The organism is Streptomyces sp. NPDC111656 (assembly GCF_055656965.1).
Map to the genome: position 1 here is coordinate 106,515 of NZ_JBVKCA010000022.1, position 23,350 is coordinate 129,864.

A 23,350-nucleotide genomic window follows, 5' to 3' on the forward strand; every position below is an offset into this window, starting at 1 on the left:
AGGGGATTGAAGGGCTTATAGGTCATTCGGCCCCCCTCTCGGCCGCGCTGAGGCCGTTGGCGACCGCACGGCGGGCGTAGGGCTCGGGTACACCGACCGAGACGGCCACGGCCACGATCTTTTCCCCGATCACGTCCAGTCCGCACGGTCCGGGGCAGCCGGTGTGCTGGACAGCGAGGAACCGGGCCACGCCGAACGCCTGTGATCCGGCACCGGATTCGACGCGGGAGCGCACGAGGGCGAGGCCGCGTTCCAGGCCGGTGCGGACGTAGCCGTCGGTGTGACGGCATCCGGTGGCAACCGTCCGGTCCCACGTGGCGCGCTCGGGGAGGGAAGAGACCACCTCCCCGCGGCCGGGGGTGGTCTCTTCCTTCACCACCAGGGCGCGGACGGCCGACGGCAGATCGGCCATGCGGCCGTCGCCCGGACCGAGCCAACGGGCATACGACCTCGCGGACTTGATGTCGACGCCAGCCCGAACCGCGTTGTGCGACCCCATGACGCCCCGGTAGATCCAGTGCTCACCGCGCGTCGTCGCCACGGTTCGGGTGGCGGGCAGAGTCTCGCGGGCCCAGGAGACGGCCGCCGCGTTGTCGAGGTCAACCACGGTCAGCCCCGCTCCTCCGGGGTGGTAGCCGACGCACACGGCCCGCTCCCATGCCGCCACCCACAGCGGCGAGGTGAGGACGTTCCGGTCGGTGGTGGCAGCGGCCCACGCGTGGCAAGGGGCGGGGCAGCGGCAGGTACCCGCGCGCTTCATGTTCGGCCGCCCGCCGCACGCGTTCTTGGCGCACGCGCGGCAGTTGCCGAACGGCACCTTCCCGTCCCGCAACGGCAGCACCGGTACAACGGCGGTGGCCAGGTAGAGGGCGGTCCGCAGGTGGCTCGCGTCGGGGTGATTCCAATCGAGGGGGAGCCGGGTCTTGCGGGCAGGTGTCATGCTGGAGGTCTCCTGTTCTGTCGAAGGGACGGAGAACCGGGGCGGTCGCGGTCTTTGGCGAGAGGCGTCCGCCCCAGCCATAGCTAGTGGTGCCTGGCCCAGTGGGCGTATTCCTGGCGGACGTAGCCGCGAGGGTTGGCGAGGGCGTCGGCCGCGATGATGGAACCGGCCTTGTCCGTGTCAAGAAGGCGCAGAGCTGCCGCTACAGCGGTTTCGGTGGCGTCGCCGTGCGGTTCGTCAGGCTCGTCCAGGAGCGCGATGCGGTCGAGTAGGGCCGCCTTGCGCAGGTAGAAGTCCCGATCCAGCGCCGTGAAGCACTTCGTGGCGGCCAGGGTGCGGGCCGTCCATCCGATCTCGCTGATGATGCTCGGGGCGAGCGCGTACGCCTTTTCCGGCGTCGGCCACGGTCCCGGCTCGGTGCGGTGATCAGCGGTGACGTACAGGCGGGTACGCTCACCGTCGCGGGTGGGGTAGGTGCGCACGGCACCGGTGGCGAACGCGCCACTGAGAGCGGTGGTGACGTGGTCGGTGTCGGCCGGGTCACAGATGATGCGGATCTCGAACATGGCTTCCTTTCGTCAGGCTGCGTCGAGGAAGGGCTGTTGCCAGGGCGGCAGGCTGGCCAGGACGCGGGTACGCCAGCGCATGGCGTAGTCGATGCAGTTGGCGCAGTTCTTGTGTGTGTGGCCGGGCAGCGGGGGCCTACGGCGGGCGTGATAGCTCCACGCGGCGGAATCGGCCGATGCGAGCAGGTGGCCGACGCGTTCCAGTCCCAGCGTCTTGAAGCCGAAGCCGTGCAGCTTCAGCCCGCGCGCGGCCATCGCGGTCACGATCGCCGCTCCCTCGCGGGTGGACTGCAAGCGGCAGACCGAGCCGAGCCCCACCGTGGGTTCGCGGGTCAGGTCGACCCCGGCACGCTCGTACAACTCGGCACACGACTCGTAGTCCGCGACCGTCCGGCCCTGAAGGACAGGGGCTATTCGCAACTCGGGGGCGAGGGAGCGTAGTTCGAGGAAGTTGGCGACGGTTCGGCGGATGTGCTCCGGCACGCTGAGATGGGTGCCGACGAACACGTTCGGTCCGGCGGTGCCGCCGTGGATGATGAGGTCTTCGCACATCCAGTCCTGCGGAGCGGCCCAGTCGTACGGGCCGACACATTCCCAGATGCGGCGCAGGTCCTCGATGTACTGGCGCGGGGAGCGCGTCCAACGGCCGTGGCGCTGGAGCTCCGAGAAACCGCCGGAGTCCACCGCGTACGGGCCGCGCGCCGCATCCAGCTTGACCGCGTTCACGAAGTGCTCGGACTTCAAGAACAGCGGCACCCTGGTCAGCCGAACCCAATGCCGCTTATGGGTGGTCAGGTAGAACTTCACCGATCCCACCGCGGGATCTCCGGGAGTCCCGCGGCTTCCAGCGCCTTGGGGTCGAAGCCGGGCAGCGTAGAGCGGGTGACGAGAGCCTGTGCGAGCTGTTCGGCGTAGGCGGCTCCGGTGCGGGCGACCTCGATCTGTGTCGTGGCGCGGAGGGTTTCGACGCGTTCGACGTGGGCGTACTCCTCGCGCCGCTCGCTCGTCTGCCGCTCGTACGCGACGGTCTCGCGGCGGTCGGTGCGCCAGTAGCGGGCGGCGAGTCCGTAGGCGCCGGCGGTGGCCAGGGACCACAGCAGCAGCGGAAGCGGGAGCCCGTCGGCGTATCCGGCCACGCCCGCGAAGGCGAGCGCGCCGGAAGCGGCGAACGCGGTCCCCACGAGGACGGAATCGCCCGTGCTGTTGCCCGCGGCCACGCCCGCGGCGGCAGCACCAGCGGACAGGACGGCCATCAACGCGGCGTTGCCGACGGAGTGTTCGGCGCCGTTGGCGTTCCAGATCCGGGCCAGCGCGAGCACAGTCGTGGTGGCGATGGCGGGCGCAGCCTTGGGCGCGGCACTGGTGAGCCAGTGCCGCGCAACGATGGGGTCGTTCACGAATACTCCTCCGGTCAGTTGCCGAGCTGGGACAGGAAGCGGGCGAAGGACGCCACCAGGCCGTGAATCGGGCCGTAGGCGCCGGTCCCGGCGGTGAAGAAGCCGAACAGGAACAGCAGCACCGCACCGCCCGCGTTGGCGGCGCGGGTCTTCACCGCGATGACGGAGGCGATGCCGAAGAGCAGCACCGCGGAGATGGTCAGGGTCATCGCGAGCCCTCCGGGCGCGGAGTGTCGGTGCCCGCGCGGTAGATGCGGGCCCACCGGTTGTAGAGCCAGCGGCCGACGCGTATGCGCTTGCCGGTCGCGTGGCAGCGGCGGCAGTCCTTGCCGCGCTTGAGCCGTCCCTTGCGGTCAGTCTTGAGCTGGTGGCCCATGCCGCGGCACTTGCGGCAGTTGCCGAACGGCGAGGCCGCACACACAGCGGCGTAACACAGCGTGACTCCGAGCAGGAGCGTGATAGCGAGCAGGGTGAGGGTCATGAAGGGCCCTTCCAGGCGGGTTTCAGGGGTTTCCGCAGGTGGGCCGCTATGCGCTAGCGGCCTGATCAGGGCGTGTTTGGGGCGCTATCGGGGCCGCTATCGATAGCGGCGTGTGGCGCTATCGATAGCGGCCCCGGAGACTCAGCCCGCGTCCCGCTTTCCGTCACGCTCCGCAATCGCTGCGGTGACGTGGGAGCGGTCGATGCCCCGCTTGTTGGTGAACTTGCCCTCGATGCGGCGGCCCACCTGGACGGTGGAGACGCCGCGGGGCTTCAGGGCCGCGGCGAGCGCGTCGGAGTCCCATCCGTCGTAGACCTCGGGGCGCAGTTCGGCGAGCCGCGCGACGATGGTCTCGGACCACGCCTTGGTCTCCTTGGCGGGGACCACGGCGAGGATGTCGGCGAGCAGGTCGTAGCTAGTGCTCGCGTCCGTCTCCGGCTCTTCCCCGAGCGCATGCCCGGACAGCAGTCCGGCCAGCTCACGGGCCTTGCGAGCGCGGGCCGCGATGCTGTCGGCGCCGGGTCCGTCCACGTACACCGAGCCCACGATCCGGGCGTCCGAGCCTTCGCCCACGAAGTAGTGGATGCCCTTGTCTCCCCAGGCGAACATGGTCGCCCGCACGCCCCGCTTGTAGGCGGACGTGCCGAGCACCATGTCGTTCTCCAACTGCCCCATGACCTTCAGGCACCAGCGCGCCGACGCGTTCGCGCTGATGCCGGTGGGCAGCGCCTTCGCGTCCGGCCGCTGGGTGGCGAGCAGGAGCACGATGCCGGTGGCCGGACCGCGCTTGACCAGATCGGTTGCGATTTCCTCGAACTCGTCCTTGTGCTTGGGGTGTTCGAAGAGAACCTGGCACTCGTCCACTCCGATCACGATCGGGTGCAGACCCAGGGAACGCTTGTCGGCGAGTTCGCTGGTCACCTTCGACTCCGGGCAGATGTCCCGCGGAAGCGAGCGGATCACCTTCGTGCGCCGGCGCAGTTCCTCGCGCAGCGCCCGGAAGTCGGCAAGGGCGTACTCGATGGCCTCGTCATCATCGCCCGCGGCGTGCCGGTGCGAAACCGCGTTGCCGACCGGGTCTAGATCACCGGTGCCCTTCATGTCGTAGGTGTGCAGCTCCGCCCGCGGGTCCAGCGCGGCGATCAGCAGCAACAGCCTGAGCAGGAACGTCTTGCCCATGCGTGGGATGGCGCCGATGATGCCCGCGATGTACATCAGGGTGACCTCGACCCAGCGTCCGCGCTGGTCGGTGCCGTAGGCGACGGGCTTGAACAGGTTCACCGAACCGCTGGTCAGCAGCGGCCACTTGGGCTTGCGGGAGGTCGACATGTCCTGATCGCCGACCCACAGCACCAGGTGCCCGGTGTGCTCGTTCGGTACCGCCTCGGGCCACACACACCCGAGCGGCCTGCGCAGGCCGGAGGCGAGCCGGTCGCGCCGCTCGATGACATCGGTCACGGTCACGCCGTACGGGAGGTTGCCCTCTGCACGCCAGCCCGGACCGTCGCGGGTGATCGGGGCAGTGAACTCGAAACCGTCCCGCCCCTTGCCCTGCGCCTGGTTGATCGCGGGAATGCCGAGCGAGCCGAGCGCACGCAGCACAATGTCACTGGTGAGCTTGACCGCCTTCGGGAGCTCCACCGCGCGGTGGATGACCGGGTCGTCCGCCTTGCGGCCAGCGAACCCGAGCGCCATCACGACCGCGCTCACCGACACCGCCTGAAGCCAGTCGGGGGCCAGCACGTAGATGGCGAGCGCGGAGCCGAGCCCGATGAACATCGCGAGCACGGCCACCAGGGTCCGGAGTCGGACCCGACCATCGCGCTGCCGCGACAGCTTCAGGTACTCGGCAGCGTCCTCGCGTCGGACCGCGGCGAGTCGGACCGGTTCGCCCTCGCGGTCGGCCACCCACCGCATGGTGCCGCCCAGGAACTTCGCGGCCCCGGACGGAGCCTGAAGCGTGAGCCGCGCGGCGTAGACCGGTGTGCGAAGCGCGTGGTAGCCCACCGAGTGGGCGTAGTGGCGTGCCACCCATCCGGTGGCGGTCTTCAGCTCCGCCGTGGACTTCAGCCACGCCGGAACGACGTCACGGCGCTGGGCACCGAGCAGCCGACCGAGGTAGCCCGGACCGGCCGCCTTGGCGGTCGGAAGGTCGACCAACCGGCGGGCGGTCGGGTCGCCCGACTCGGCAGCCGACCGACCGCTCTCGGACTCGGCCGACGGGTCGGAGTCGGGTCGTGTGGTCGGGTCGGCCGACTCGTTGCGGGCCGATCGGGCCTTGTCGAGGTCGAACACCTCGCCGCCGGAGTCGGCCATTTCGGCTTCCAGCCGGTTGAAGAGTTCGTTGTCGTCGTCGGGGTGCTTCACTGAGATTCCTTCCACTTTCGGGTGTGAGGGAGAGCGGGTCCGGCCGACGCTGTAGGAGGTGAGCGGCCGGACCCGTGGGGTTACATGCCGGGCGGGAGCGTGCTGCCGTGGGGGAACTCGAAGACCGTGACCAGGACTTCAAGGCCGGGGTCGTCGGCGTAGGCAACGCGGGTGTAGATGACCGTCAACGGGGTGCCGTCGCGGCCGGTGGTCGGATAGGCGCGGGCGTCGTGGCCCCAGGCCCGGCGTCGGCTGACCGTGAACCGGGCGTAGGACGCCGGGATCACGCCGTGCACGCCGAAGTTGCTGCCGGACAGGCAGACGACCCGCGCGGAGTCGGCGGGTAGCGGCCGACCGGGCGAGTCACCCGAGCCTCGGAAGAGACGGGTGATCCGTTTCAGGTTCACCACCAGCTCGACTTCGGCTTGGGCACGAGGTACGGGCAGCCGTTGTTCATGTGGTCCAGGCACGGCTGGCAGTCCTGACCGCGGAGCCTGCGGTGGATGCTCCGGTCGTGGGCGTGCTGCCAGCACTGCGGGCACTCGCCCGGAGGCGTCTCGCGCGCGGCCATGGTCACCACCACCCCGAGGACTTCTTGGCGGCCTTGGCGGTGGCGGCCTCGTTGACGATCCGCTGCCGCTCGGTCTGCAACGCGGTCAGCTCCGCGGTGAGTCGGGACTGCACCGACTGCCACAGCGTCTCCAGCTTCCGTTCCGCGCGGCCGGTGCTCTTGCCCCGCACGACCTTGTAGGAGCCTCCGGCGAGCGCCCGGAGCACCGCGCGCCGCTCGTGGCCGGTCAGCGGCCACATCTCGTCCTTGCGGACCGCTTCGAGCTTGCGTTCCGTCTGCCGGATCTCGCGGTCCAGGCGGCTGGTGTTGGGCTTGGCCATGGTTAACCCCTCCTCGGGGTGTCGGGGAAGGCGCAGGGCACGCACAGGCCGATCGAGGTCGGGATGACGTATCCCGCATCGGTTCGGCACTGCGGGCAGGTGCGGCGGGCGCACATCGCCTTGGCGAGCGCGGCCCGCTTGCCGGGCGTCATCGGCCGCACGGGCTTGGCACGGTCGATGCGGTAGAGGTAGGCGGCCAGCGGGCCGCGGCGGTAGCGCGGGCGCAGTACCTGAGCCGCGATCGGCTGACCGCCCGGACGTAAGCCGCGGGCGCGTAGTTGGCGACGCGTGGCGAGCCCGTCGGGGGCGTAGCGCCACGGGTAGGTGGGGATGCCGTACTGGCTTCCGGCCGGGTCGTAGCACTTGCCGAATGCCGCGGGCATCAGGCGGCCTCAGCCTCGGTCGCCTCGCCCTCCGCGTCGTCCACGGAGTGCAGCAGGCGGCCCTCGGCGCGCTCGGACTTCAACGCGTCGCGCAGCGCGCGGGCGTTGGTTGCCGAGCAGTGCACCTCGGTGCGGATGCGGTCCGCGGTCAGCTCCGCCTCGGTCCATTCCGCGGTGACCGTGCGCGCCTCGGTCAGCAGCTCCTCGAAGGTGCGCTGTGCCTTCGGCTTGGCCTTGTTGGCGGGCCGCCGGCGGGGGCGCGGCTTGGGGTCGGCCGCGGGCGCGGGCGGCTCTGCCGGAGGCGAGACGGGGGTGGTCTCTTCGGCGGGGGCGAGGTCGCCCATGCGCAGCATCACGCGCTCGCGCCGCGGGGTCTTGGACCGCCACTTGCGGCCGTACTGCTCGCGCAGGTCCGCGCGGGCCAACTGCCGTTCCTTCTCCCGCGCCAGCGCCTCGGTGTAGGAGGTGACCTCCCACAGCGTCATGCGGCGCCACAGCGCGAAGGTGGAGGGGAAGGCGAGCAGCCAGCGGGAGAACCGGATCTTTTCCATCCGGCGGCCGGTCGCCGCGCCGATCCGCACGGCGTAGATGTGCGCGCCGATCTCGGAGAACACCACCCACAGCAGCGGCATCGTGCCGTGCGCGACCTTGGCCGACAGGGAGTGTCCGGCCGCGATGTTCAGCCCGCACGTGATCAGCGTGAGCGCCCAGGGCACGAACCGCACCCACCCGAGCGCCATATCCATGCGGATCAGCAGCAGATTGGCGACGGTGAACACCGGGATGGCCACGTCGATACCGACCGGCAGCATCCACGGTGAGTGGAAACCCCAGCTCAGCGCGGCGGCGGACACCGCGTCGAAGGAGGAGATCAGACCCAGCGCGCCGACCGCGGCGGCAGCGAACGCGCCGACTCCGGCAAGTCCCAGCTCCGGGCGGGTCAGCGGCGGTACCCCGGACGCGGGCGCCTCGGAGGCGGGTGTGGTGGTCATGCCGCAACCCCCTTGCGCGCCGTGCGGCGGCGGGCGGGACGGACCAGGGGGACGACGTCGAACAGGTCCGGGTTCTCCTCGATGACCTGCGCAGCGACGCGGACCAGGTCGTCCGGAAGGTTCGGGTTCTCGGCGAGGATGTCGCGCGCCGCGTCCTCGCGGGCCGCGCGCTCTTCGTCCGTCTCGCCCGCGACCCCGAGCCACAGTTCAACCGGGGTCCCAAGCGCCAGTTCCGCGAAGTCCTCGATTGAGATGGCCTGTTGGCGGCCGATGTACGTGCGCATGGCAGTTCTCCTGACATCGAAGGGATGCCGGGGCGGTCGCGGTCTTTGGCGAGAGGCGACCGCCCCGGAAGACGAGAGCCGCACCGCAGACGCGGGCGGGGTGGTGCGGGGAGGGTCAGACCGTGGCGATGATGAGCGCGGCGACCAGCAGCCACAGGTGATGGAAGGACTGGTCAAGCGCGTAGGCGCCGGTACCGATGTGCGGGTTGTCGTCGCGGCCGGCGCGCGGGGTGCCGAGCCGGTAGAACTCGCCCTTGCCGGTCACCTTGGCCAGCCACGCCAGCGTGCTGCGACGGTCCGCCCACCAGTGCGTAACCGCGTCGATGCCGAGCCCGGCGAGGATGCCGAGCGCCGACAGGCGCAGGTCCAGCAGCCAGACGACCGGCAGGAGGACCACCAGCTTGGTGGCCGTCAGGGTGGCGACGTGCCGGGCGTCGGCGAGGCGGCCGACCCAGCCGGGGCGACCCTTGTGCGCGGCCTGATGGGAGCTCTGCACCCAGTGGTCACCCACGCTGTGCGCGACGTAGAGGGCAACGAACACGGCGGCGAAGGTGGCAGCGTTCACGGCGGTCACCTGCTCGCGTCGCGGGACTGGACGAGCTGAATGGCCAGCCGGGCGAAGTGGGCAACGGCGTCGAAGTCCGCGAAAGACACGCCGTAGGTCTCGGCCGTCTGAAGCACGCCGTGAAGGATCGAAGCGGCATCAGCCACCTGAGCGGCCGTCGGTCGGTGACCGGGGGCGAACTCCATGGCGGCCGAACCGATGCGGTGGGCGATGTTGTCGAGGTCGCGCTGATTCACGGTTCTTCTCCTGGTGTCGAGGGACGTGAAGCGGTCGCGGTACTTGGCGAGAGGCGACCGCCTCGCGGAGCGTGGCGGCGGAGTCAGAGACGATCCCGGCTCCCCTCAGCGCTGCTCGTCCGAGACGAGCAGCGGAGGCAACCGGCCGCCGCGCCAGAGCGCGGCGGCGAGGTGAGGTGGTGCGTTGTCTCCTTCATCGCGACCGCGCTCCCGTGTCAGGTAGAGCTGCCCGGCCTCGAAGTAGGCGTATGGAGACGTGACCTTGCGGTCTAAGCCCTCCGGTTAATGCCAAGGCGCCGGGTCGCCTCCCCCCGTCCGATGCGGGGCTCCTGGTCGTGCGCCCGTTCCGGTCGCTGACGCAACCCGAACGAGAGGAACATGTATCACGTGTTCCTCATCTTGCAGAGGGAGGTTCGCCCCGTCAAGCCCTTCGGCTGATGGAGGTCTGCGAGTCCCTCGCGCTCGATGTACCTACAGACTGGCGTCGGCAGCGACGACGTTCGACTTCGCGGTTGCGCGGCTCAAGTCGTTCTTGGCTACCGTGAAGTCGAACCAAGTCGTCCCAGGAAGTCGGAGGTTGGCATGGCGAACGAGCGACTGCGCGGCGCGATAGTGGACTTGGGCCTGACGCTCGATGAGGTCGCCGAACGACTCGGGGTCGCGGCCAAGACGGTTGAGCGATGGATCAATGAACCTGAGCGCAAGCCATACCGCCGCTTCCAGTTCGCAACGGCATCGCTGTTGAGGTGCGAGGTGTCGTACCTGTGGCCCGACGAGCGCACGTCAGCTGAGGTCGCGGCCGCTGGCAACGCGGAGTTGGTCAGGCTCTATCCGCACCGGTCCGTCGTGATGCAAAACCTCTGGACGAACCTCTACTCCAAGGCGACCCGTCAGTTTGACCTGTTGGTGTACTCCGGGTTCTGGCTCACGGAGGACGCGTCGTTCCACCGCATCGTGAAAGAGAAGTCAGCCGACGGAGTACCTATCCGTTTCATCCTGGGAGAGCCCACGTCGCCGGCCGTGGCAGCGCGCGGCGAGGACGAAGGGATCGGCGCGGCGATGGCAGGCAAGATCCGGAACGCCCTCATCAACTACGGCCCGCTTTTCGGCCTCCCGGGGGTGGAGTTCCGGTTGCACGGCACGACCCTCTACAACTCCATCTATCGGGCGGATGACGAGATGCTGGCGAACGGGCACCTCTACGGCGTCGGCGCCTACATGGCTCCCGTGCTGCACCTGCAACGCGTGCCGGGCGGTGAACTCTTCGACGCCTACGCTGAGAGTGTTGAGAAGGTCTGGGCATCGGCCCGCCCGATCTCTTCACCTGCCGATTGGGAAGGCACTGCCTGATGAGCCGCATCGACTACTTCCGGGACCCGAACGCTCCTCAGGCCAACTCGGTGGTGCCCTCGGTCACCGCGGTCGTGCGAGACGACGATGGGCGATTGCTGCTCATCCACAAGACGGACAACGACCTGTGGGCACTGCCCGGCGGTGGCCACGACATCGGCGAACGCATCGGTGACACTGCCGTCCGTGAGGTCGCGGAAGAGACCGGCATCGACGTTGAAGTAGACAGCATCGTGGGGCTCTACACCGACCCTGAACACGTGCTCGCGTACGACGACGGAGAGGTCCGGCAACAGTTCTCCATCTGCTTCCGAGCCCACCCCGTCGGGGGTTCTCTGCGTACGAGCAACGAATCGAAAGAGGTCCGCTGGGTAGACCCAACGGACCTTGACGAGCTGGACATTCACCCGTCGATGATGCTGCGCATCCGCCACGGCCTCGACGACACGCGGCGAGAGCCCTACATCGGCTGACTGTCGGCAGAGACCTGCGCCAACCTGCCCTCAACGCGCTTCGCCGCCGCATGGATTTCGGGTGCCGCGCGCTGGATGAACCGTCCGACGATCGTGTCCGGACCGTACCGGTCCACGATCTCATCCAGCCGCTCGGTCGACGTGGTCGGCGTCCCATCGGGCGTGGTCGTCATGTCGCAGTACAGCAAGGCGTCGACCAGGTCCGGACGCTCTAGCTCGAACTCTCCCTCAAGCTCCTGCCTCAGTCCGCGCTCCTCGGCTTCAAGCAGGGCGCAGGAGTGGTGGGCCACGAGACGAACAACCCGCTCGTCTGCCTTCTCCTGGTCTCGGAGGAACCGTGCACCGTCCAGGGGGTGAAAGCCGGTCGTGGCGATGGCCGGCGAGTACCCGATGTCATGCAGCACCGCGGCAGCTTCGAGCAACTCGGCATCGTCACCCATGATCGGGCCCAAGGAGCGAGCGCGCTTGGCGACCCCCAGCGAGTGCGCCCATCGGCGCGGGAGCGGATCGGACAGCAGCGATTCGGAGAGCGCGTACGCCCACTCAGTCAGTCCCATGGCGGCCAAGACTACGGCTGGACGGTGGAGGTCGGGAGAGCCCGCACTGTTCGCCCCTTGCCGTGAACGGTGGCGAGCAGCCCGTTTCCCTCCATCTGAGCAAGGACTCGACGCACGGCGGTACGGGAAGCGCTGAACCGCTCGCAGAGCTTCGCTTCGGACGGGTACGGGTCGCCCACCGAAAGCGAGTCCTCCGAAATGAGATCCATCATCCGCGCTGCGAGGGTTCGCCTGTCGCCACCGCGAACGACTCGCCATCCGATCCCTGGGGCGGACTCAACAACACCATCGCCTTCCAGCACCTTGAGAGCACGACGGATGGTGTTACGGGACACGCCATGCGAGCGCATGAGAGCAGCTTCCGACGACAGGGTATCGCCGGCGTCACCCGATTCGATCTGTTGGCGCAGCGCCTCAGAGACCTGCAAGTAGATGCCTCGCGGGTTCACTTGCGGCACGTGCCCTCACCTCCATCGACCGCAGCGGCTGCAGCGGCACCTCAGCGTATCCAGCTTTACATGCACGTCGACAGAGCAAGCAGTTTGATTCCCCCCTCGACGAGCTGCCCTACATGTTGCTACCGCTTCCGCTGATCCCCCTTCAGCGTTGAAGCACACCCCCTGACCAGCGGTGCCGTTCTTGTCGTGGGTCCCACGTCCACTCCACATGCAAGGTCCACCGCTTCAAAGTAGGATTGATGCAGACCAACAGGGCAAGCGGAACATTTCATGCTAGGCCCTAATGAGTCCCGCCTTTCAATCTCCCACTTGGGGGAAATGATGGCCAACACTCATGCGCGAGTGCATTACACATTGCACCTAATCGCCAGGCGTCAGACGTGGAATAGCACGTCAGACGTCATCAAAGCGATTCACCGCGCCAGGCCAGAGGAAATGAAGATTCGCGGGGATGGGTCAGCCGTCGAGCACTACATGTCTGCCCAATCAATCAGGAAGCTACTCGCCCTTATGGACGATCTTGACCTGATAGTGGTACGTAACAACGGACCCGTGTCTCTTGCCACAAGGGCTGCGGGCGCCGTAGACAATCCGAGAGACTTTGACCTCCTCATTCAGGCATCTGTCAGGAATATGCTTGATAAATCTGGCATTCAAATACCTGACATAGAGAAGGCCATCGACACCATACGGCTTCCCCTTGTGCCCGACGCCAAGACAATACATTTCAAGCTAAAAGAGAAGCGCGACCCGTCAGCATTCATCAATGTGGACATTTTCTCAAGGCTGCTCTATCTGTACGCATGTGCCGACGGGATCCAGCGCAACGTCCGTGTCCACTACAGCAGGGCGGAGGGGTAACTATGGGCCGCCCCGATGATTTCTTTGGCGAAGCAGATGCCTCCGTCGATTCCGCGGGAGCGCTAAAAGCTCAGCACGTTTTTCGCAGCATTGAACAAAACATCAAATGGGGACCGCGCACCTCCGGAAAACAAGTGATAGTGGGTGTTAAAGGAAGCGGCAAGACAGAGTTGCGCAGGCATCTAGAAAGCCAAGCTAATCCGGATTTCTACGTGCTGAACTTCGATGCCGACCACGCGCACTTCAGTCAGGATGTATCCACGGTCAAAGAGCCATCAGGCCGGACCAAGAACGCCGTCGCAACTATCCTCATCCGAGAGTTTGCACGTCGATTCAGCGAGTCCCAATCATCAAAGACCACCAAAGCAGGCAAGAAAGCCTTTGACGTAACCGCATCCATCGTGAGGCAATTCCCCAATGCGATAGATCTATCGGTCGCAGGCGCAACGCTGAAGCTAGGTGAACTGCTGAAACGTGACGCCGCCAGTGTGTTGCAGTCCACACTGGACCAAATATTTGCCGACACGCTCTCAACACTCCAAGACGCAGACAAAGCAGGCGTCATCCTCATTGACGACGTCGAAGAGGTCTTCTCCGGTATTTCAGATAACGCATTGTTCCTGGAAGGTGTCGCAAGGGCCGTCCGTGACATTAATACTCGCGGCAAGGAAAGACTCCACGCGGTGTTGTTCGTCAAGCACGGCCTCTGGCGATCATGGTTTGAGGACCCGAGAGAGTACGACAGAGTCAGGAGTGTGATTGACTTCTTGACCTGGGACCACGGTGCCCTGGTGGAACTCATCTCAAAACGGATTGCGCACCGACGGAACATGGACGTTGGACAGACTCCTAACATTGAGGAGCTCTGGGCCAAGGAATTTTCATGGACTGGCAGGTTCGAAGCTTTCACCCGTTATTGCACCCAGTACTGCGTGAGTGGACCCCGCGATATGGTAACGCTCTGCAATCTAGCCGCAACCAAGCCTGGTGAGAACGAACCGATTGCACGGAAGCACATCACAGCCAGCCTCGGAGCTTACTCAGAAGAGAAGGTCTTCGGCCTCAACGCCGACTTCGGCGACACCTATCCAGGCATTCACAGGTTTGTGGAGCAGGTCTTTCAGAGTGCCGCTCCACGGATGACCGGGGAGGAATTGGCTGACCTAATTGAGAGTCGCACCCTACTCAACTCCAACTTCCATGACGATTTCAAGAAAAATAAAGGATGGTATCCCGACACCAAGGGTCAATTGGCTCTGATCATGTATCAGATCGGCGTCGCTGGATATGAGTCGTCTCACAATATGATGTACGCTATCGAGGATCCAAATTTGTCAAAATCAGAATTCCTTGCCAAGGCCGTCGTTAGCGTGCACCCAGGATTCCGACCTCACTTGAATATAAAATAGTCAAAGTGCATGGCCGCTGCGTTTTCCAAGCTGGTAATCACAAGCGATTCGGAGAGACGTGCGTCCCTCGCCGCGCAGACACTTGAGACGAGAACTCCCTGCAGGCAGCCAGTCAGCCCGCGCGCAGTGCCGAACGAGAGGCTACCTTCGCGGCTCAGGGTTCCCAGATCCCTCGCCGGGGGCATGCCCACCTATGAGGTAAGGAGGAACGGGTCGAGACTGCTTGCGCGCATGGTATGCGATAGGGGGCCATCCTGTGCAGCGCGCAACAGGGAGAAGTCCCAGGTCAGCCCGCGTTTCTGGATCGGTCTAGGCATGCCCTCCGGAGCCGTGTGCGCAGGTTCGAATCCTGCCGGGGGCACCCCTTATGAGGTGCCCAAAGACCCCGTCACCAGCGGAAACGCTGAGGCCGGGGTCTTCGCGTATGTGCAGGCGTGTGCCGCTCAGAGCGGGCGTATGTCGGGGTCTGTGGACGAGGCGTGGACGGGATCTTGAAGCATCGTCCCAGGTGAGCCCTCAAAAACGACGAGGCCCCTGGACAGGATGCCAGGGGCCTCAGACACAACAGGTGGTGTCAGTCGTAATCGCGAAGCAGGTCCTCGCTACGTCCAGGCCGGCTCTTGCCGACCGTCGAGACTCTGCAGGTGGTGAGCAGGGCCTCGACCCCCTTGCCGTTCAGGGGGTACGCAGTCTCCACGCTAGGACTTGATGATGTTGCGGATCTCTTGCGCAACTCCCTCAAGAGCACCTAGCTGCTCTTCGAGCCCCTGCTTCTTGATCAGATATTCGCGTTGGACGTTCGTGCTCTTCGTTGTGTTGAGGTGCCGCAGCGCTTGCTCCAAGCGGTCGCTGCCCGTCCCACTGCGGACGGCCTCAATAACCACTGCAGCAGGACTTCCGAGCTTGTAGAGGACGGCGGTTGCATCCTGGTTCCCAAGCAGCTCGCTAGGCACATGCCCGATCCCCAGGTTGGCTAGCGTCTGTTCGATATCCGCCCTGACGCGCACCTTGAGTCGGTCCCTGCCTGTCAGGGTTCTCAAATCGATCATTGCGACGCGCAAGACGTCGCCGTGCAGCCGAAGGTTGTTGTGCAGTTCCTGCCACGTCGAATGCTCGTCCGCGACCCAGTCGAAGTCTTCTTCATTGGTGGCCATGTCGCCCTCCCCCACGCACCTTCATTCGGCCGCCATCTAAGCAGTGAAGCCGACGCATCTGTGGTGATACGTAAGAAATTAGGTGATCCGCGCGAACGGGATCACGGACGGCGCTGCAGCTGCTGCACTGGACGACTAAGGCCCCCGAACGCGATCCGGGGGCCTAGGCGCAGACAGGACGTGTCAGTCGTACTCGCGAAGCAGATCCTCGATACGCCGGTTGGCGACGTCCTGCCGCCCGTCGAGGCACTTCGCGTAGCGGGTCAGCAGGACCTCGACGCTGTTGCCAGCGCGCTCGGCGACCTCAGTCGGGTCGACTCCAGCGTTGAGCCACGTAGAGAGCGCCGAGTGGCGAAGGTCGTACGGCCGGCTTGCGAGCGGTGAGGCCGCGGCGGCCGGCGGGAGAGCCAGGAGCCGAGCCTCCTGCCAGACCCGGTAGTAGGTGGAGGACGGGACGACCGAGCCCTTCTCGCTGAAGAAAAGCCGCCCGTCGTCCGCCGTGCCGAAGGTGGCCAGGTGCTCGCGGAACACGGCTACGAGGTGAGGCGGGATAGGCACCCGCCTGACGTCCTCGGTCGGTCGGTTCTTGAGCCCGCGGTCGTCGTGAGTCTCCCCCGAGTCGGTCCACTGCTTGCCGACTGACGGACGAGTCCGATGGAGCAAAGCCGATCCCCACCCCTGCTCGGGAAGGACTAGATCCGTCTCAACAAGGCCGACTGCCTCAGCCGGCCGAAGCCCGCCGAAGTACATGGCAGCGAACAGACCCACGAGGCGCCGACCGCGAGCCCGCCGGTACCCGCCCACGTAGGAGACGGCCGCCAAGAGATTGCGAGCCTGCTCCGGGTTGGCGACAACCCGAGGGTCGACCTGGTTGGACACCTTCGGTTTCTGCCAGCGAACAGCCGTGATGGGGTTCTCGCGCAGCTCCCCCAGGTCGACCGCATAATTGGCAGCATTGACGAGCGTCCGCCGCTTACGCCGCACGGTCTCAGCTGCCGCGGCCGTGCCGTCGAGCTTGAGCTTCAGCGAGTCCAACACTGCACGGGCCGTGGCCGACTCCGCGAGATCGGCGAGCGGCCGCGATGCCTTGGACACCCAGTGAAGGACGTTCTGCACATCGTCCGGGACGTCTCGATCATCAGGCCCCGGCAACACGAAGGCCCAGTTGCGGAGCGCTTTGCGGATTGCCTGGTCGGACGGCCGTCCAGCCCGCTCGTCCAGGAGCTCCACAGTCACGCTGGTGAGCGATTCGTTGATGCCATCCCGCGTATTAGGAGCGGCGTGGGGCCACTTCATCGCGAGGTACCTGAGGGCGAAGTCGTACCACGACACAGCCGACTTCTTCTGTTCCATCGAGTCCGGGAGACCGGACTCCTTATCGAACTCCTCACCATCGCGCATCGCGCGCATGAGCTTCGCGCGGTAGTGATCAGCAAGCGCCTTGGTGCGGAAGGAGTCGGAGAACACGTTGCCCGCCACGGACCAGCGGACGCCGTATGAGGGCGTTTTGGTATCGCGTTTGCGCACAGCCCAGACCTTCACGTCGAGAGACTTCACGCTGCGGCCTCCAGCTGTCGCAGCCACGTGGTGAAGTCACTCCGCCACACTCGGAGCTCCCCGTTGGGCAGCTTGAACGCGGCCGGCCCGTATCCCAACTCACGCCAGCGGTAGAACGTCCGGCGAGAGACGCCACCCAGCTCATCCAAGACTTGGCGAACGGTCATCAGCTCGTCGCGACGCGGGTCCACGTCGGTTCTCCTTCCGTGCCAGGGGCGGGTTCGAGGGATGCGGCGAGCCAGGCTTCGGCGGAGGACAGACCAGTTCCGGCGAAGACCCAGTGCGAGAGGACGAGGGTCGTGTCGGTGTCGCCCTCGGTGGCTGCTGCGGCTTGGGCGCGGCGCCATTCGGCGCGGGCGGTGCGGAGGGCGCCGAGGGTGGTGGAGTAGCGGCGGGATTTGGTGGAGAAGTGGCCGCGGAAGCCGAGCGTGTGGGCCCAGGCGCGGAGCCGGAGGTCTTCGAGTTCCTTGCGGGCTCCGAGGGTCCAGGCGGTGCGAATCAGTTGGCGGGCGTGGTCGCTGATGTCGAGCTGGGCGAGTTCGGCGAGGAACTTGAGCGGCCGGTCGAGAGCTTCCGTGGCGGTCTCGGCTCCCTTGGTGGCGTACTTGGCGATGTAGGAGGCAACGGCCCGTTCGGTCAGTTCCTGGCCGCCGTCGAAGTCGGCGGATCGGATGGTGCGGACGTCGAGTTGGCGGCCGAAGGTGAAGGCGTGGGCGCGTCCGTCGACGACCGGGCCGTCCACGCGGACGTGGGCAGCGGCGGCACCGATAGCGTCCGTGAGCAGCTCGGCGGTGGCCCAGGCCGGGGGCGGGGTGTCGCCGCCCTCGGGGCCGTCGATGCGGATGACGGCGTGGAAGTGGACGGCACCGCGCTTCTGGTACTCGGCGACCTTGGCGAAGGACACCCGGGCGTGCTCGCGGAATGCGCGCTGTGAGAGTCCGGCTCGCTTGGCGACCTCCCGGCGCAGGTAGGTGGAGAAGCGGCGCCACAGCGGACCGGCGTGGGCATTCCAGAGGACGGCGGCTTCGTAGTCGTAGGTGTCCGGGTTGAGCGGGGTGCCGAGCTCGGCGTCGTCCTGGTCGTGGCGGACGCCGCAGCGGCAGCGGCGGACCGAACCGGCCGAGCCGGAAGGGCGGTTGTGGACGGGCCCGAAGCTGGGAGCGGTGAAGGTGGCGAAGACGCGGGGGTGGGCGGCGACGCGTTCCGGGACGCCCTTGCCGCCACGCAGACCAGAGGTGATCAGGTGGAAAGTGTCGCGACGATAGACCTCGGCGCATGCTTCGCAGCGGGTCGCGCGGCGGTTGTTGCAGCGGACCAGGAGGTGACCGGCCGGGAGGCTGGCGGAGTCGAGGCGGTGGAGGACGTTGCCGATCTCGCCGGTCCGGGTGTTCACGTCGTACTCGGTGCGGTGTCCGTCGAGGCGGATCGGGTGGACGCACCCGCCGAGTCCGGAGAGCTGCCGGAGGATACCGGGCAGGGTGCCGTGCTGGGCCAGCTTGGCGAGTTCGGGCAGTGGGGGCGGGGTGGGGCGGGTGAAGATGGCGTTCTCCTTCTGGCTGGCTTGCTGCGCTGGTCAGGAGGGATGAGCCCCGGGGCGGCGGATGCTTGGCCGTGTCGAACCGCCCCGGGGCATCAGGCACCGTTCAGCGCCAGTGGTGATCGCGGAGCATCGAGCGCAGGACCACGGCAGCGATGGAGACCGAGATGGCCGTCACGGCGACAGCAGCCAGGAGCGCGGTCAGCACGACTCCGCCGACGAGGACGGCCGCGACCGCGCCAGGGCTGACGGAGACCTGCGGTATCGCACGGCGCACCGGCGCCGGATCGGCCGGGGCGTGGACGTAGGTCGACGGCGGAGTCGGGTTCTCGGGATACTTGGGCAGGAACACAGCAGGTCTCCCCTTATCTACTCGTCTAGTTATGCGAGCCGTTTATGACGTCCACCCCAGAACGCGTGCCGGAGTCGATGGCGGGTGCCATGAAGGTGCGCGAAAGCAGGAAGCCGAACAGGGCGATCACGACGACGATCCAGGTGCGGACGCCGAGGAACTTGACCGCTCCCCAGGCGATGAGGCCGAGGACGAGGACGAGCGGCAGGCTGACGGTCACGGTGTGCTGAGTCCTTTCAACGGACGGGGCAGCGGTGGGTGCGGGCGGCGAGTTCGGCGGCGGCGCGGCTGTCGTAGTCGGCGGAGAAGCCGCAGCGCGGCGCGGTGCAAGCGGCGGTGTGCTTCTCACGACCCCGGCCGTCGTAGGACGTGCCGACCTGAACGGGGCCGATGCGGGTGACGGAGCGGAAGCGGCGGTTGGCGGTCACGCGGATCTCCTTTCAGAGCTGAGCGGCGATGGCGTCGGCCATGGGGGCGGGGACGCCGAGTCGGGCGCGGAGGGTCGGGGTGTCGATGGCGGCTCCGGTACGGGTCCGGTGCTCGGCGGCGACCTTGCGGGCGTGCTCGACCAGGGCGGCCGGGACGGATACGGCGGTCGGAGCAGGGGGCGGTTCGGGTGTCAGTTGCGCGGGAAGTTCGGGCGCGTCCTCGCGGTCCGCGGTGCTCTCGGTGTCCTCGTACGGTGACGGTGCCGAGTGGGCGAGGAGTGTGCCGCCGAGGAAGGCGACCGCAGGCCAGCCCGCGACGAGGATGCGGAGCCAGGCCGGGACCTGGTCCAGGTCGAGGAGTCCCGCGGTGGCGACGTTCGCGCCGAGGGAGGCGGTGAGGGCGATGACGAACCAACACCACCCGGCCGCTTTCGCCTCCCCGGCCCGCAGTCGGCGCCATGCGGCGACGAGCAGCAGGTCGACCGAGACGGGATAGGCCCACGCCTTCCACCCGGCCTGCCCGGCCGCCGAGGCGACGTCGTGCAGGTGAGCGAAGGACAGCGCGGCAGCGATGACCGCTTGGATGAGCACCGCGTCGATACGGGCCAGTTGGGCGCGCATGCTGCGGCTCCTTCCGGATTCAGGGCATGGCGAGGTAGGGACCTGGCGCGAGACGGTCACGCCGGCCGGTAGGGAAGGGGGGAAGGAATCAGTCGGTCACAGGGCGAGGCTGGACAACCGGGGCCGCAGACTCGACGGGCCGTACGGGTACGTCGGGCCGGAAGGGCTTGAGCGCGGGCAGGTCGGGCACCATGTGCGCCGACTCCCGGCAGATCTCGGCGGCGTCGCCGAGAGAGAGGTACGGCGTGCGGATACGAGACCAGCCGCCGGAGGAGTCGCCCGCGACGGCGAGGCCGGGCCGTTCGGGTGCGATGGCGCAGGCGGAGCGCCGCATGGCGGAAATCGTTCGATCGGGCGTGCTGTGTCGAGTGGTTGCACGAACGCTCGGACGGATGTTGCCGCGGGTGCGGCCGATCGGTGGACTTCGCGGACTGCGGCAGTGCGGCAGTGCGGCGTGCTGTCCACACCGCCGCGCATGTCGGGCAACCAGGACGACTCGTTTTCCTCAACGCGAAGCATCACACCGCACTGCGGGTGACGACGGTGGAGCCGCGTGACGCATCGCGGTCGGACGCCGAGGTGAGGCCCCTGCCCGATCCCGCCGTCACCGCCGCTGACCTCTCAAAACACCACAGCCGCGCCCTGCACACCAAATTTTTTGCCTATCAGGAAAGTTCAATCACGAACTAATCACTTTCCGTACCTTCGCGGCAACCACACAGGTCCTTCACCAGTCACCCACGCGCAAACACAGCAGAAACCCGTGGGGAGCACCATGAGCCAGCAGCAGTACCCCCAGCAGCCCGGCAGCAACGGGCTGGCCACCACCGCACTCGTCCTCGGCATCATCGCCGTCGTAGTCAGCTTCATCCCTGTCCTGAACGTCGTCGTCTGGCCGCTCGCGATCCTTGGCATCATCTTCGGCGCCATCGGCCTCTCCAAGGCGGGCAAGGTCCGCAAGGGCAAGGGCGCCGGCATCACCGGCCTCGTCACTTCGGCCGTAGCGATCATCATGTTCTTTGCCATGAACGCCCTGTTCTTCTCCGCCGTCGACAAGGCCAGTAAGGAGCTCGACAAGTCGTACGACTCCACCACCGTCGGCGACGGCAAGTCCAAGACCAGCGGCGCCAAGGAGTCCAAGGTCATGAAGGACTTCAAGGTCACTAAGTGCGACGTGGTCACCGGCGACTTCGGCATCAAGGAGATGGCCATCCACGTCGACTACGCCAACAACGGCGACCGCCGATACTCGTACTTCGTAGAGGGCGAGGTCCTGGCCGACGGCAAGAAGGTCAACGACTTCATGTCAACCGCCGAGAACCTCGCCCCGGGCCAGAAGTTCACTGACAAGAACGCTGGTGCGCTGGTGAACGCGGACGAGATCAAGGACGCCAAGAAGCTCGAGTGCAAGACCATCAAAGCGTCCCGAACTGACTTCTGATCGCTGACGTCGCACGACGCCGACCACCATCTGCAGGCCTCGCCGCGCACCCCGCAGCGGCGGGCTCGCTGCATCATGGAGACCATGGAGTCGCAGCGGCACGGGCGCCGGCCGGGCTGAAGCGGGGCGGAGACATGACCGCAGGCCCGGCCGAGGGCCGGGCCGCGCGCGGGGAGCAGAGCGAGTCTCAATGACGGAGGCAAGCCGCTTGCGTGGCAGGCGGGGATAGACACGCAGACTGAAACAGATCAGGCAGGTGCTGAATCCAGTGCCTGCCTGATCTGCTGTTTCGGCTGTCGGGGTGGCGGGATTTGAACCCACGACCTCTTCGTCGGTTACGAACGCCCCAAGTAGCCGCACCGTCGGGTGTCTGCGCACTGAACAGATCAGTGCGCAGATCCTCGATTTCAGCTTCGCAGAGAAGAGTTCAGTGCCCAGGTCAAAGCCTTGGGCGCTGAACTGTTTCCTCTCGTCCGACACAGGTGAAGGACACTCCCTCGCTCGCCCAAGTTGCTTCGGGACGAAGAAGTGACCCCGCTAAAGCTTCGTCACCACGCTTCTGCCGTCGCACTTGCTCTGATCGACGGCATCAGCAGCGTGGCTGAGACCGGTGGGGGTGCAGCGAGGCACACGCGCGCCTGGTCGGTCGGCGCACCCATCGTCATGGCTGACTTTCGTCGGCTGAGGTTCAGGCAGGCGCGGCGTGCGAGCGAGCGAATGGCCCCTGACCGTACATCCCAGGTCAGGGGCCGTTCTCACTGCTCACCACGCGGTGGGTGTGGGATTTGAACCCACGGTGACATCGCTGCCACGACGGTTTTCAAGACCGTGTGCGGCTTGGTTGAGCGGTCGGCGTTCTGGCGGCCCGTCAGTAACGGCTACCGATCAGTCCACGCCACGGGTAGATACCCTTCCCGCGCGTACAGCACCCGAGTAACCCGCTGACCATCCGGCACGGCAAAGATGACGTAACCCGTGCGACATGCGCCAGCGTGGAGATCTTCTTCGTCCGTGGGGTATAGAGGCCTAGGGAAACTAGGCAGTTCGTCATCGAACGGACTTGCTATGGAGCCGTCTGACAGCTCCAAGACCCACCTCCAGGCGGAAATGCTGGTGGTGTCCTCATCCTCCTCGTCGACGGTTCCCCCGTCGTAGCAGATCCGCACTTTCAAAGAGGCCCACGAGTACTTACCGTGGAGGAAGTCGTGCAGTTCCGTTGGCTTTTGCTCCGCCCGCGCGATTTTAGAACGATATTCCAGAACCGTCGCATTTCCTTGCGACTCGGGCATAGTGTGATCGATCTCGGAATCTCGGTTGAAGTCGTATGACTTGCCGAACTTGAGATCGCCAGCCAGGCGCACGGACCCAGGCGTGTCTTGCGGTTGAACCGTCGGGGATGCCTCTGCCGCGACGTTGGCCGTTGATGGCGTTGCCGAGCGCGCCACATCACCACCCGCAGTGCTATTTGATGAACTGCAGGCTGACATCAACGCGACCGAAGCGAACCCAAGCAGGACTGGCCGCCAACGCATACCCCACCCCAAATATCCACAGGTTGTTCACATGATCAGAGTGCTGAGCATGTTAGCCGAGGGCTGAGTCGCCCTTGTGGGCGACTATCCGCTGGTCAGTAGAAGGTTCACCCAGGTCGATGCCGTAGAGCCGCCGCTCCGCAGCCTTCCGTCGGACCAGTGCACGTCGCGTGGCGCCGCAGGAGCTGCGGGACGGAGTGCCGAGTGGATCTGCGGCACGGTACAGCAGCGAAGTACAGCAACCCAACCAACCGCCAGCACCCAGCAACGGTCCTCACGATCCAACGGGAGCCCTGAACAACCCTCGTTGACCGATCTCTGTAGAGCTACGGATCAGAAGGCTTCTGACATCAACAGCTGACATCAAAGACGTCGGACGGGGGCGTACACCAGCGTCTCTGTCCGGCCGTCGCTGCAGTCATCGACGCAGCGGGAGCAGGGGTGAGTGTCTAACTGCGTGACAGCGCCGACGAACAGCGGCGGACGAGCGCGGACGTCTGCGGACCATCTGCGCAGGT

The 23,350-nt window shown here is 66.5% G+C and carries 32 protein-coding genes and 1 pseudogene; 6 read left to right on the forward strand and 27 right to left on the reverse strand.

Going from position 1 to position 23,350, the window contains the following annotated elements; all coding sequences use genetic code 11:
* Window positions 1-22: 22 nt before the first annotated feature.
* The 15 genes from ACZ7M3_RS42785 to ACZ7M3_RS42855 all read right to left on the reverse strand — a co-directional run bounded on the left by ACZ7M3_RS42785 (window position 23) and on the right by ACZ7M3_RS42855 (window position 9,102).
* Window positions 23-940, reverse strand: coding sequence for a bifunctional DNA primase/polymerase (locus ACZ7M3_RS42785; RefSeq protein ID WP_472070985.1), 918 nt, complete (start codon window positions 938-940; stop codon window positions 23-25).
* Between the two features lie 83 nt (window positions 941-1,023).
* Complete coding sequence (locus ACZ7M3_RS42790) at window positions 1,024-1,506, reverse strand: hypothetical protein (RefSeq protein ID WP_472070987.1); 483 nt, start codon at window positions 1,504-1,506, stop codon at window positions 1,024-1,026.
* Window positions 1,507-1,518: 12 nt separating this feature from the next.
* Window positions 1,519-2,322, reverse strand: a complete 804-nt coding sequence (locus ACZ7M3_RS42795; RefSeq protein WP_472070989.1) for a deazapurine DNA modification protein DpdA family protein — start codon at window positions 2,320-2,322, stop codon at window positions 1,519-1,521.
* Complete coding sequence (locus ACZ7M3_RS42800; protein WP_472070991.1) at window positions 2,310-2,903, reverse strand: hypothetical protein; 594 nt, start codon at window positions 2,901-2,903, stop codon at window positions 2,310-2,312. Before ACZ7M3_RS42800 ends, ACZ7M3_RS42795 begins: the two co-directional genes overlap by 13 nt.
* Before the next feature lie 14 nt (window positions 2,904-2,917).
* Window positions 2,918-3,112: a hypothetical protein gene (locus ACZ7M3_RS42805; protein WP_472070993.1), complete on the reverse strand. Its 195-nt coding sequence runs from the start codon at window positions 3,110-3,112 to the stop codon at window positions 2,918-2,920.
* Window positions 3,109-3,384 carry a hypothetical protein gene (locus tag ACZ7M3_RS42810; protein WP_472070995.1) on the reverse strand — a complete coding sequence of 92 codons (276 nt, stop codon included), beginning with the start codon at window positions 3,382-3,384 and terminating at the stop codon, window positions 3,109-3,111. The genes ACZ7M3_RS42805 and ACZ7M3_RS42810 overlap by 4 nt, the downstream gene beginning before the upstream one ends.
* Before the next feature lie 141 nt (window positions 3,385-3,525).
* Window positions 3,526-5,751 (reverse strand): cell division protein FtsK, encoded by a 2,226-nt coding sequence (locus ACZ7M3_RS42815; protein ID WP_472070997.1) that lies wholly within the window; start codon window positions 5,749-5,751, stop codon window positions 3,526-3,528.
* An 80-nt stretch (window positions 5,752-5,831) separates the two neighbouring features.
* On the reverse strand, window positions 5,832-6,158 hold the full coding sequence (locus tag ACZ7M3_RS42820) for a hypothetical protein (protein WP_472070999.1): 327 nt from the start codon (window positions 6,156-6,158) through the stop codon (window positions 5,832-5,834).
* On the reverse strand, window positions 6,155-6,334 hold the full coding sequence (locus ACZ7M3_RS42825) for a pRL2-8 (protein WP_472071001.1): 180 nt from the start codon (window positions 6,332-6,334) through the stop codon (window positions 6,155-6,157). The genes ACZ7M3_RS42820 and ACZ7M3_RS42825 overlap by 4 nt, the downstream gene beginning before the upstream one ends.
* Window positions 6,325-6,642 carry a hypothetical protein gene (locus tag ACZ7M3_RS42830; RefSeq protein ID WP_472071003.1) on the reverse strand — a complete coding sequence of 106 codons (318 nt, stop codon included), beginning with the start codon at window positions 6,640-6,642 and terminating at the stop codon, window positions 6,325-6,327. The genes ACZ7M3_RS42825 and ACZ7M3_RS42830 overlap by 10 nt, the downstream gene beginning before the upstream one ends.
* Window positions 6,643-6,644: 2 nt before the next feature.
* Window positions 6,645-7,025 (reverse strand): RRQRL motif-containing zinc-binding protein, encoded by a 381-nt coding sequence (locus tag ACZ7M3_RS42835; RefSeq protein WP_472071005.1) that lies wholly within the window; start codon window positions 7,023-7,025, stop codon window positions 6,645-6,647.
* Window positions 7,025-8,017, reverse strand: coding sequence for a DUF2637 domain-containing protein (locus ACZ7M3_RS42840; protein ID WP_472071007.1), 993 nt, complete (start codon window positions 8,015-8,017; stop codon window positions 7,025-7,027). Before ACZ7M3_RS42840 ends, ACZ7M3_RS42835 begins: the two co-directional genes overlap by 1 nt.
* On the reverse strand, window positions 8,014-8,301 hold the full coding sequence (locus ACZ7M3_RS42845) for a hypothetical protein (RefSeq protein WP_472071009.1): 288 nt from the start codon (window positions 8,299-8,301) through the stop codon (window positions 8,014-8,016). The genes ACZ7M3_RS42840 and ACZ7M3_RS42845 overlap by 4 nt, the downstream gene beginning before the upstream one ends.
* Before the next feature lie 115 nt (window positions 8,302-8,416).
* Complete coding sequence (locus ACZ7M3_RS42850) at window positions 8,417-8,866, reverse strand: DUF3307 domain-containing protein (protein WP_472071011.1); 450 nt, start codon at window positions 8,864-8,866, stop codon at window positions 8,417-8,419.
* A 5-nt stretch (window positions 8,867-8,871) separates the two neighbouring features.
* The gene (locus tag ACZ7M3_RS42855) at window positions 8,872-9,102 is read right to left on the reverse strand and encodes a hypothetical protein (protein WP_472071013.1); all 231 of its coding nucleotides are present in this window, start codon (window positions 9,100-9,102) and stop codon (window positions 8,872-8,874) included.
* 582 nt (window positions 9,103-9,684) lie between these two features.
* Here ACZ7M3_RS42855 and ACZ7M3_RS42860 point away from each other — a divergent pair.
* Window positions 9,685-10,452, forward strand: coding sequence for a helix-turn-helix domain-containing protein (locus ACZ7M3_RS42860; RefSeq protein ID WP_472071015.1), 768 nt, complete (start codon window positions 9,685-9,687; stop codon window positions 10,450-10,452).
* A complete protein-coding gene (locus tag ACZ7M3_RS42865; protein WP_472071017.1) occupies window positions 10,452-10,925 on the forward strand; it encodes an NUDIX domain-containing protein in 474 nt (157 codons plus the stop codon). Before ACZ7M3_RS42860 ends, ACZ7M3_RS42865 begins: the two co-directional genes overlap by 1 nt.
* Here ACZ7M3_RS42865 and ACZ7M3_RS42870 read toward each other — a convergent pair.
* Together ACZ7M3_RS42870 and ACZ7M3_RS42875 are read right to left on the reverse strand one after the other, a co-directional pair.
* A complete protein-coding gene (locus tag ACZ7M3_RS42870; RefSeq protein ID WP_472071019.1) occupies window positions 10,913-11,482 on the reverse strand; it encodes an HD domain-containing protein in 570 nt (189 codons plus the stop codon). The two genes, ACZ7M3_RS42865 and ACZ7M3_RS42870, sit on opposite strands and share 13 nt — an antisense overlap.
* Before the next feature lie 11 nt (window positions 11,483-11,493).
* On the reverse strand, window positions 11,494-11,940 hold the full coding sequence (locus ACZ7M3_RS42875) for a GntR family transcriptional regulator (protein ID WP_472071021.1): 447 nt from the start codon (window positions 11,938-11,940) through the stop codon (window positions 11,494-11,496).
* A 435-nt stretch (window positions 11,941-12,375) separates the two neighbouring features.
* Between ACZ7M3_RS42875 and ACZ7M3_RS42880 the strand changes: the two genes are divergently transcribed.
* On the forward strand, window positions 12,376-12,801 hold the full coding sequence (locus ACZ7M3_RS42880) for a hypothetical protein (protein WP_472071023.1): 426 nt from the start codon (window positions 12,376-12,378) through the stop codon (window positions 12,799-12,801).
* Between the two features lie 2 nt (window positions 12,802-12,803).
* Window positions 12,804-14,210, forward strand: coding sequence for a P-loop ATPase, Sll1717 family (locus ACZ7M3_RS42885; protein ID WP_472071025.1), 1,407 nt, complete (start codon window positions 12,804-12,806; stop codon window positions 14,208-14,210).
* A gap of 698 nt (window positions 14,211-14,908) precedes the next feature.
* On the opposite strand, the gene ACZ7M3_RS42890 is transcribed toward ACZ7M3_RS42885, so the two are convergent.
* The 9 genes and pseudogenes from ACZ7M3_RS42890 to ACZ7M3_RS42930 form a co-directional block, all read right to left on the reverse strand.
* Entirely contained in the window at window positions 14,909-15,364 is a 456-nt protein-coding gene (locus ACZ7M3_RS42890; RefSeq protein ID WP_472071027.1) for a hypothetical protein, read from the reverse strand.
* Between the two features lie 183 nt (window positions 15,365-15,547).
* Complete coding sequence (locus ACZ7M3_RS42895; protein ID WP_472071029.1) at window positions 15,548-16,921, reverse strand: tyrosine-type recombinase/integrase; 1,374 nt, start codon at window positions 16,919-16,921, stop codon at window positions 15,548-15,550.
* Entirely contained in the window at window positions 16,918-17,088 is a 171-nt protein-coding gene (locus tag ACZ7M3_RS42900; protein ID WP_060900682.1) for a helix-turn-helix transcriptional regulator, read from the reverse strand. The genes ACZ7M3_RS42895 and ACZ7M3_RS42900 overlap by 4 nt, the downstream gene beginning before the upstream one ends.
* Entirely contained in the window at window positions 17,088-18,398 is a 1,311-nt protein-coding gene (locus tag ACZ7M3_RS42905; protein WP_472071065.1) for a replication initiator, read from the reverse strand. The genes ACZ7M3_RS42900 and ACZ7M3_RS42905 overlap by 1 nt, the downstream gene beginning before the upstream one ends.
* 166 nt (window positions 18,399-18,564) lie before the next feature.
* Window positions 18,565-18,810 carry a SpdD protein gene (locus ACZ7M3_RS42910; protein ID WP_472071031.1) on the reverse strand — a complete coding sequence of 82 codons (246 nt, stop codon included), beginning with the start codon at window positions 18,808-18,810 and terminating at the stop codon, window positions 18,565-18,567.
* A 25-nt stretch (window positions 18,811-18,835) separates the two neighbouring features.
* Window positions 18,836-19,030 carry a hypothetical protein gene (locus ACZ7M3_RS42915; protein ID WP_329326434.1) on the reverse strand — a complete coding sequence of 65 codons (195 nt, stop codon included), beginning with the start codon at window positions 19,028-19,030 and terminating at the stop codon, window positions 18,836-18,838.
* A 16-nt stretch (window positions 19,031-19,046) separates the two neighbouring features.
* A complete protein-coding gene (locus tag ACZ7M3_RS42920; protein WP_030673588.1) occupies window positions 19,047-19,238 on the reverse strand; it encodes a mobile element transfer protein in 192 nt (63 codons plus the stop codon).
* A gap of 12 nt (window positions 19,239-19,250) precedes the next feature.
* A complete protein-coding gene (locus ACZ7M3_RS42925; protein WP_472071034.1) occupies window positions 19,251-19,859 on the reverse strand; it encodes a DUF2637 domain-containing protein in 609 nt (202 codons plus the stop codon).
* A gap of 88 nt (window positions 19,860-19,947) precedes the next feature.
* A pseudogene (locus ACZ7M3_RS42930) lies at window positions 19,948-20,184 on the reverse strand (FtsK/SpoIIIE domain-containing protein); the annotation flags it as partial.
* Window positions 20,185-20,276: 92 nt separating this feature from the next.
* Between ACZ7M3_RS42930 and ACZ7M3_RS42935 the strand changes: the two are divergent.
* Window positions 20,277-20,549 carry a hypothetical protein gene (locus ACZ7M3_RS42935; RefSeq protein WP_472071036.1) on the forward strand — a complete coding sequence of 91 codons (273 nt, stop codon included), beginning with the start codon at window positions 20,277-20,279 and terminating at the stop codon, window positions 20,547-20,549.
* 85 nt (window positions 20,550-20,634) lie between these two features.
* Window positions 20,635-21,300, forward strand: coding sequence for a DUF4190 domain-containing protein (locus ACZ7M3_RS42940; RefSeq protein WP_472071038.1), 666 nt, complete (start codon window positions 20,635-20,637; stop codon window positions 21,298-21,300).
* Window positions 21,301-22,178: 878 nt separating this feature from the next.
* On the opposite strand, the gene ACZ7M3_RS42945 is transcribed toward ACZ7M3_RS42940, so the two are convergent.
* The gene (locus tag ACZ7M3_RS42945) at window positions 22,179-22,745 is read right to left on the reverse strand and encodes a hypothetical protein (RefSeq protein ID WP_472071040.1); all 567 of its coding nucleotides are present in this window, start codon (window positions 22,743-22,745) and stop codon (window positions 22,179-22,181) included.
* Between the last annotated feature and the right edge of the window lie 605 nt (window positions 22,746-23,350).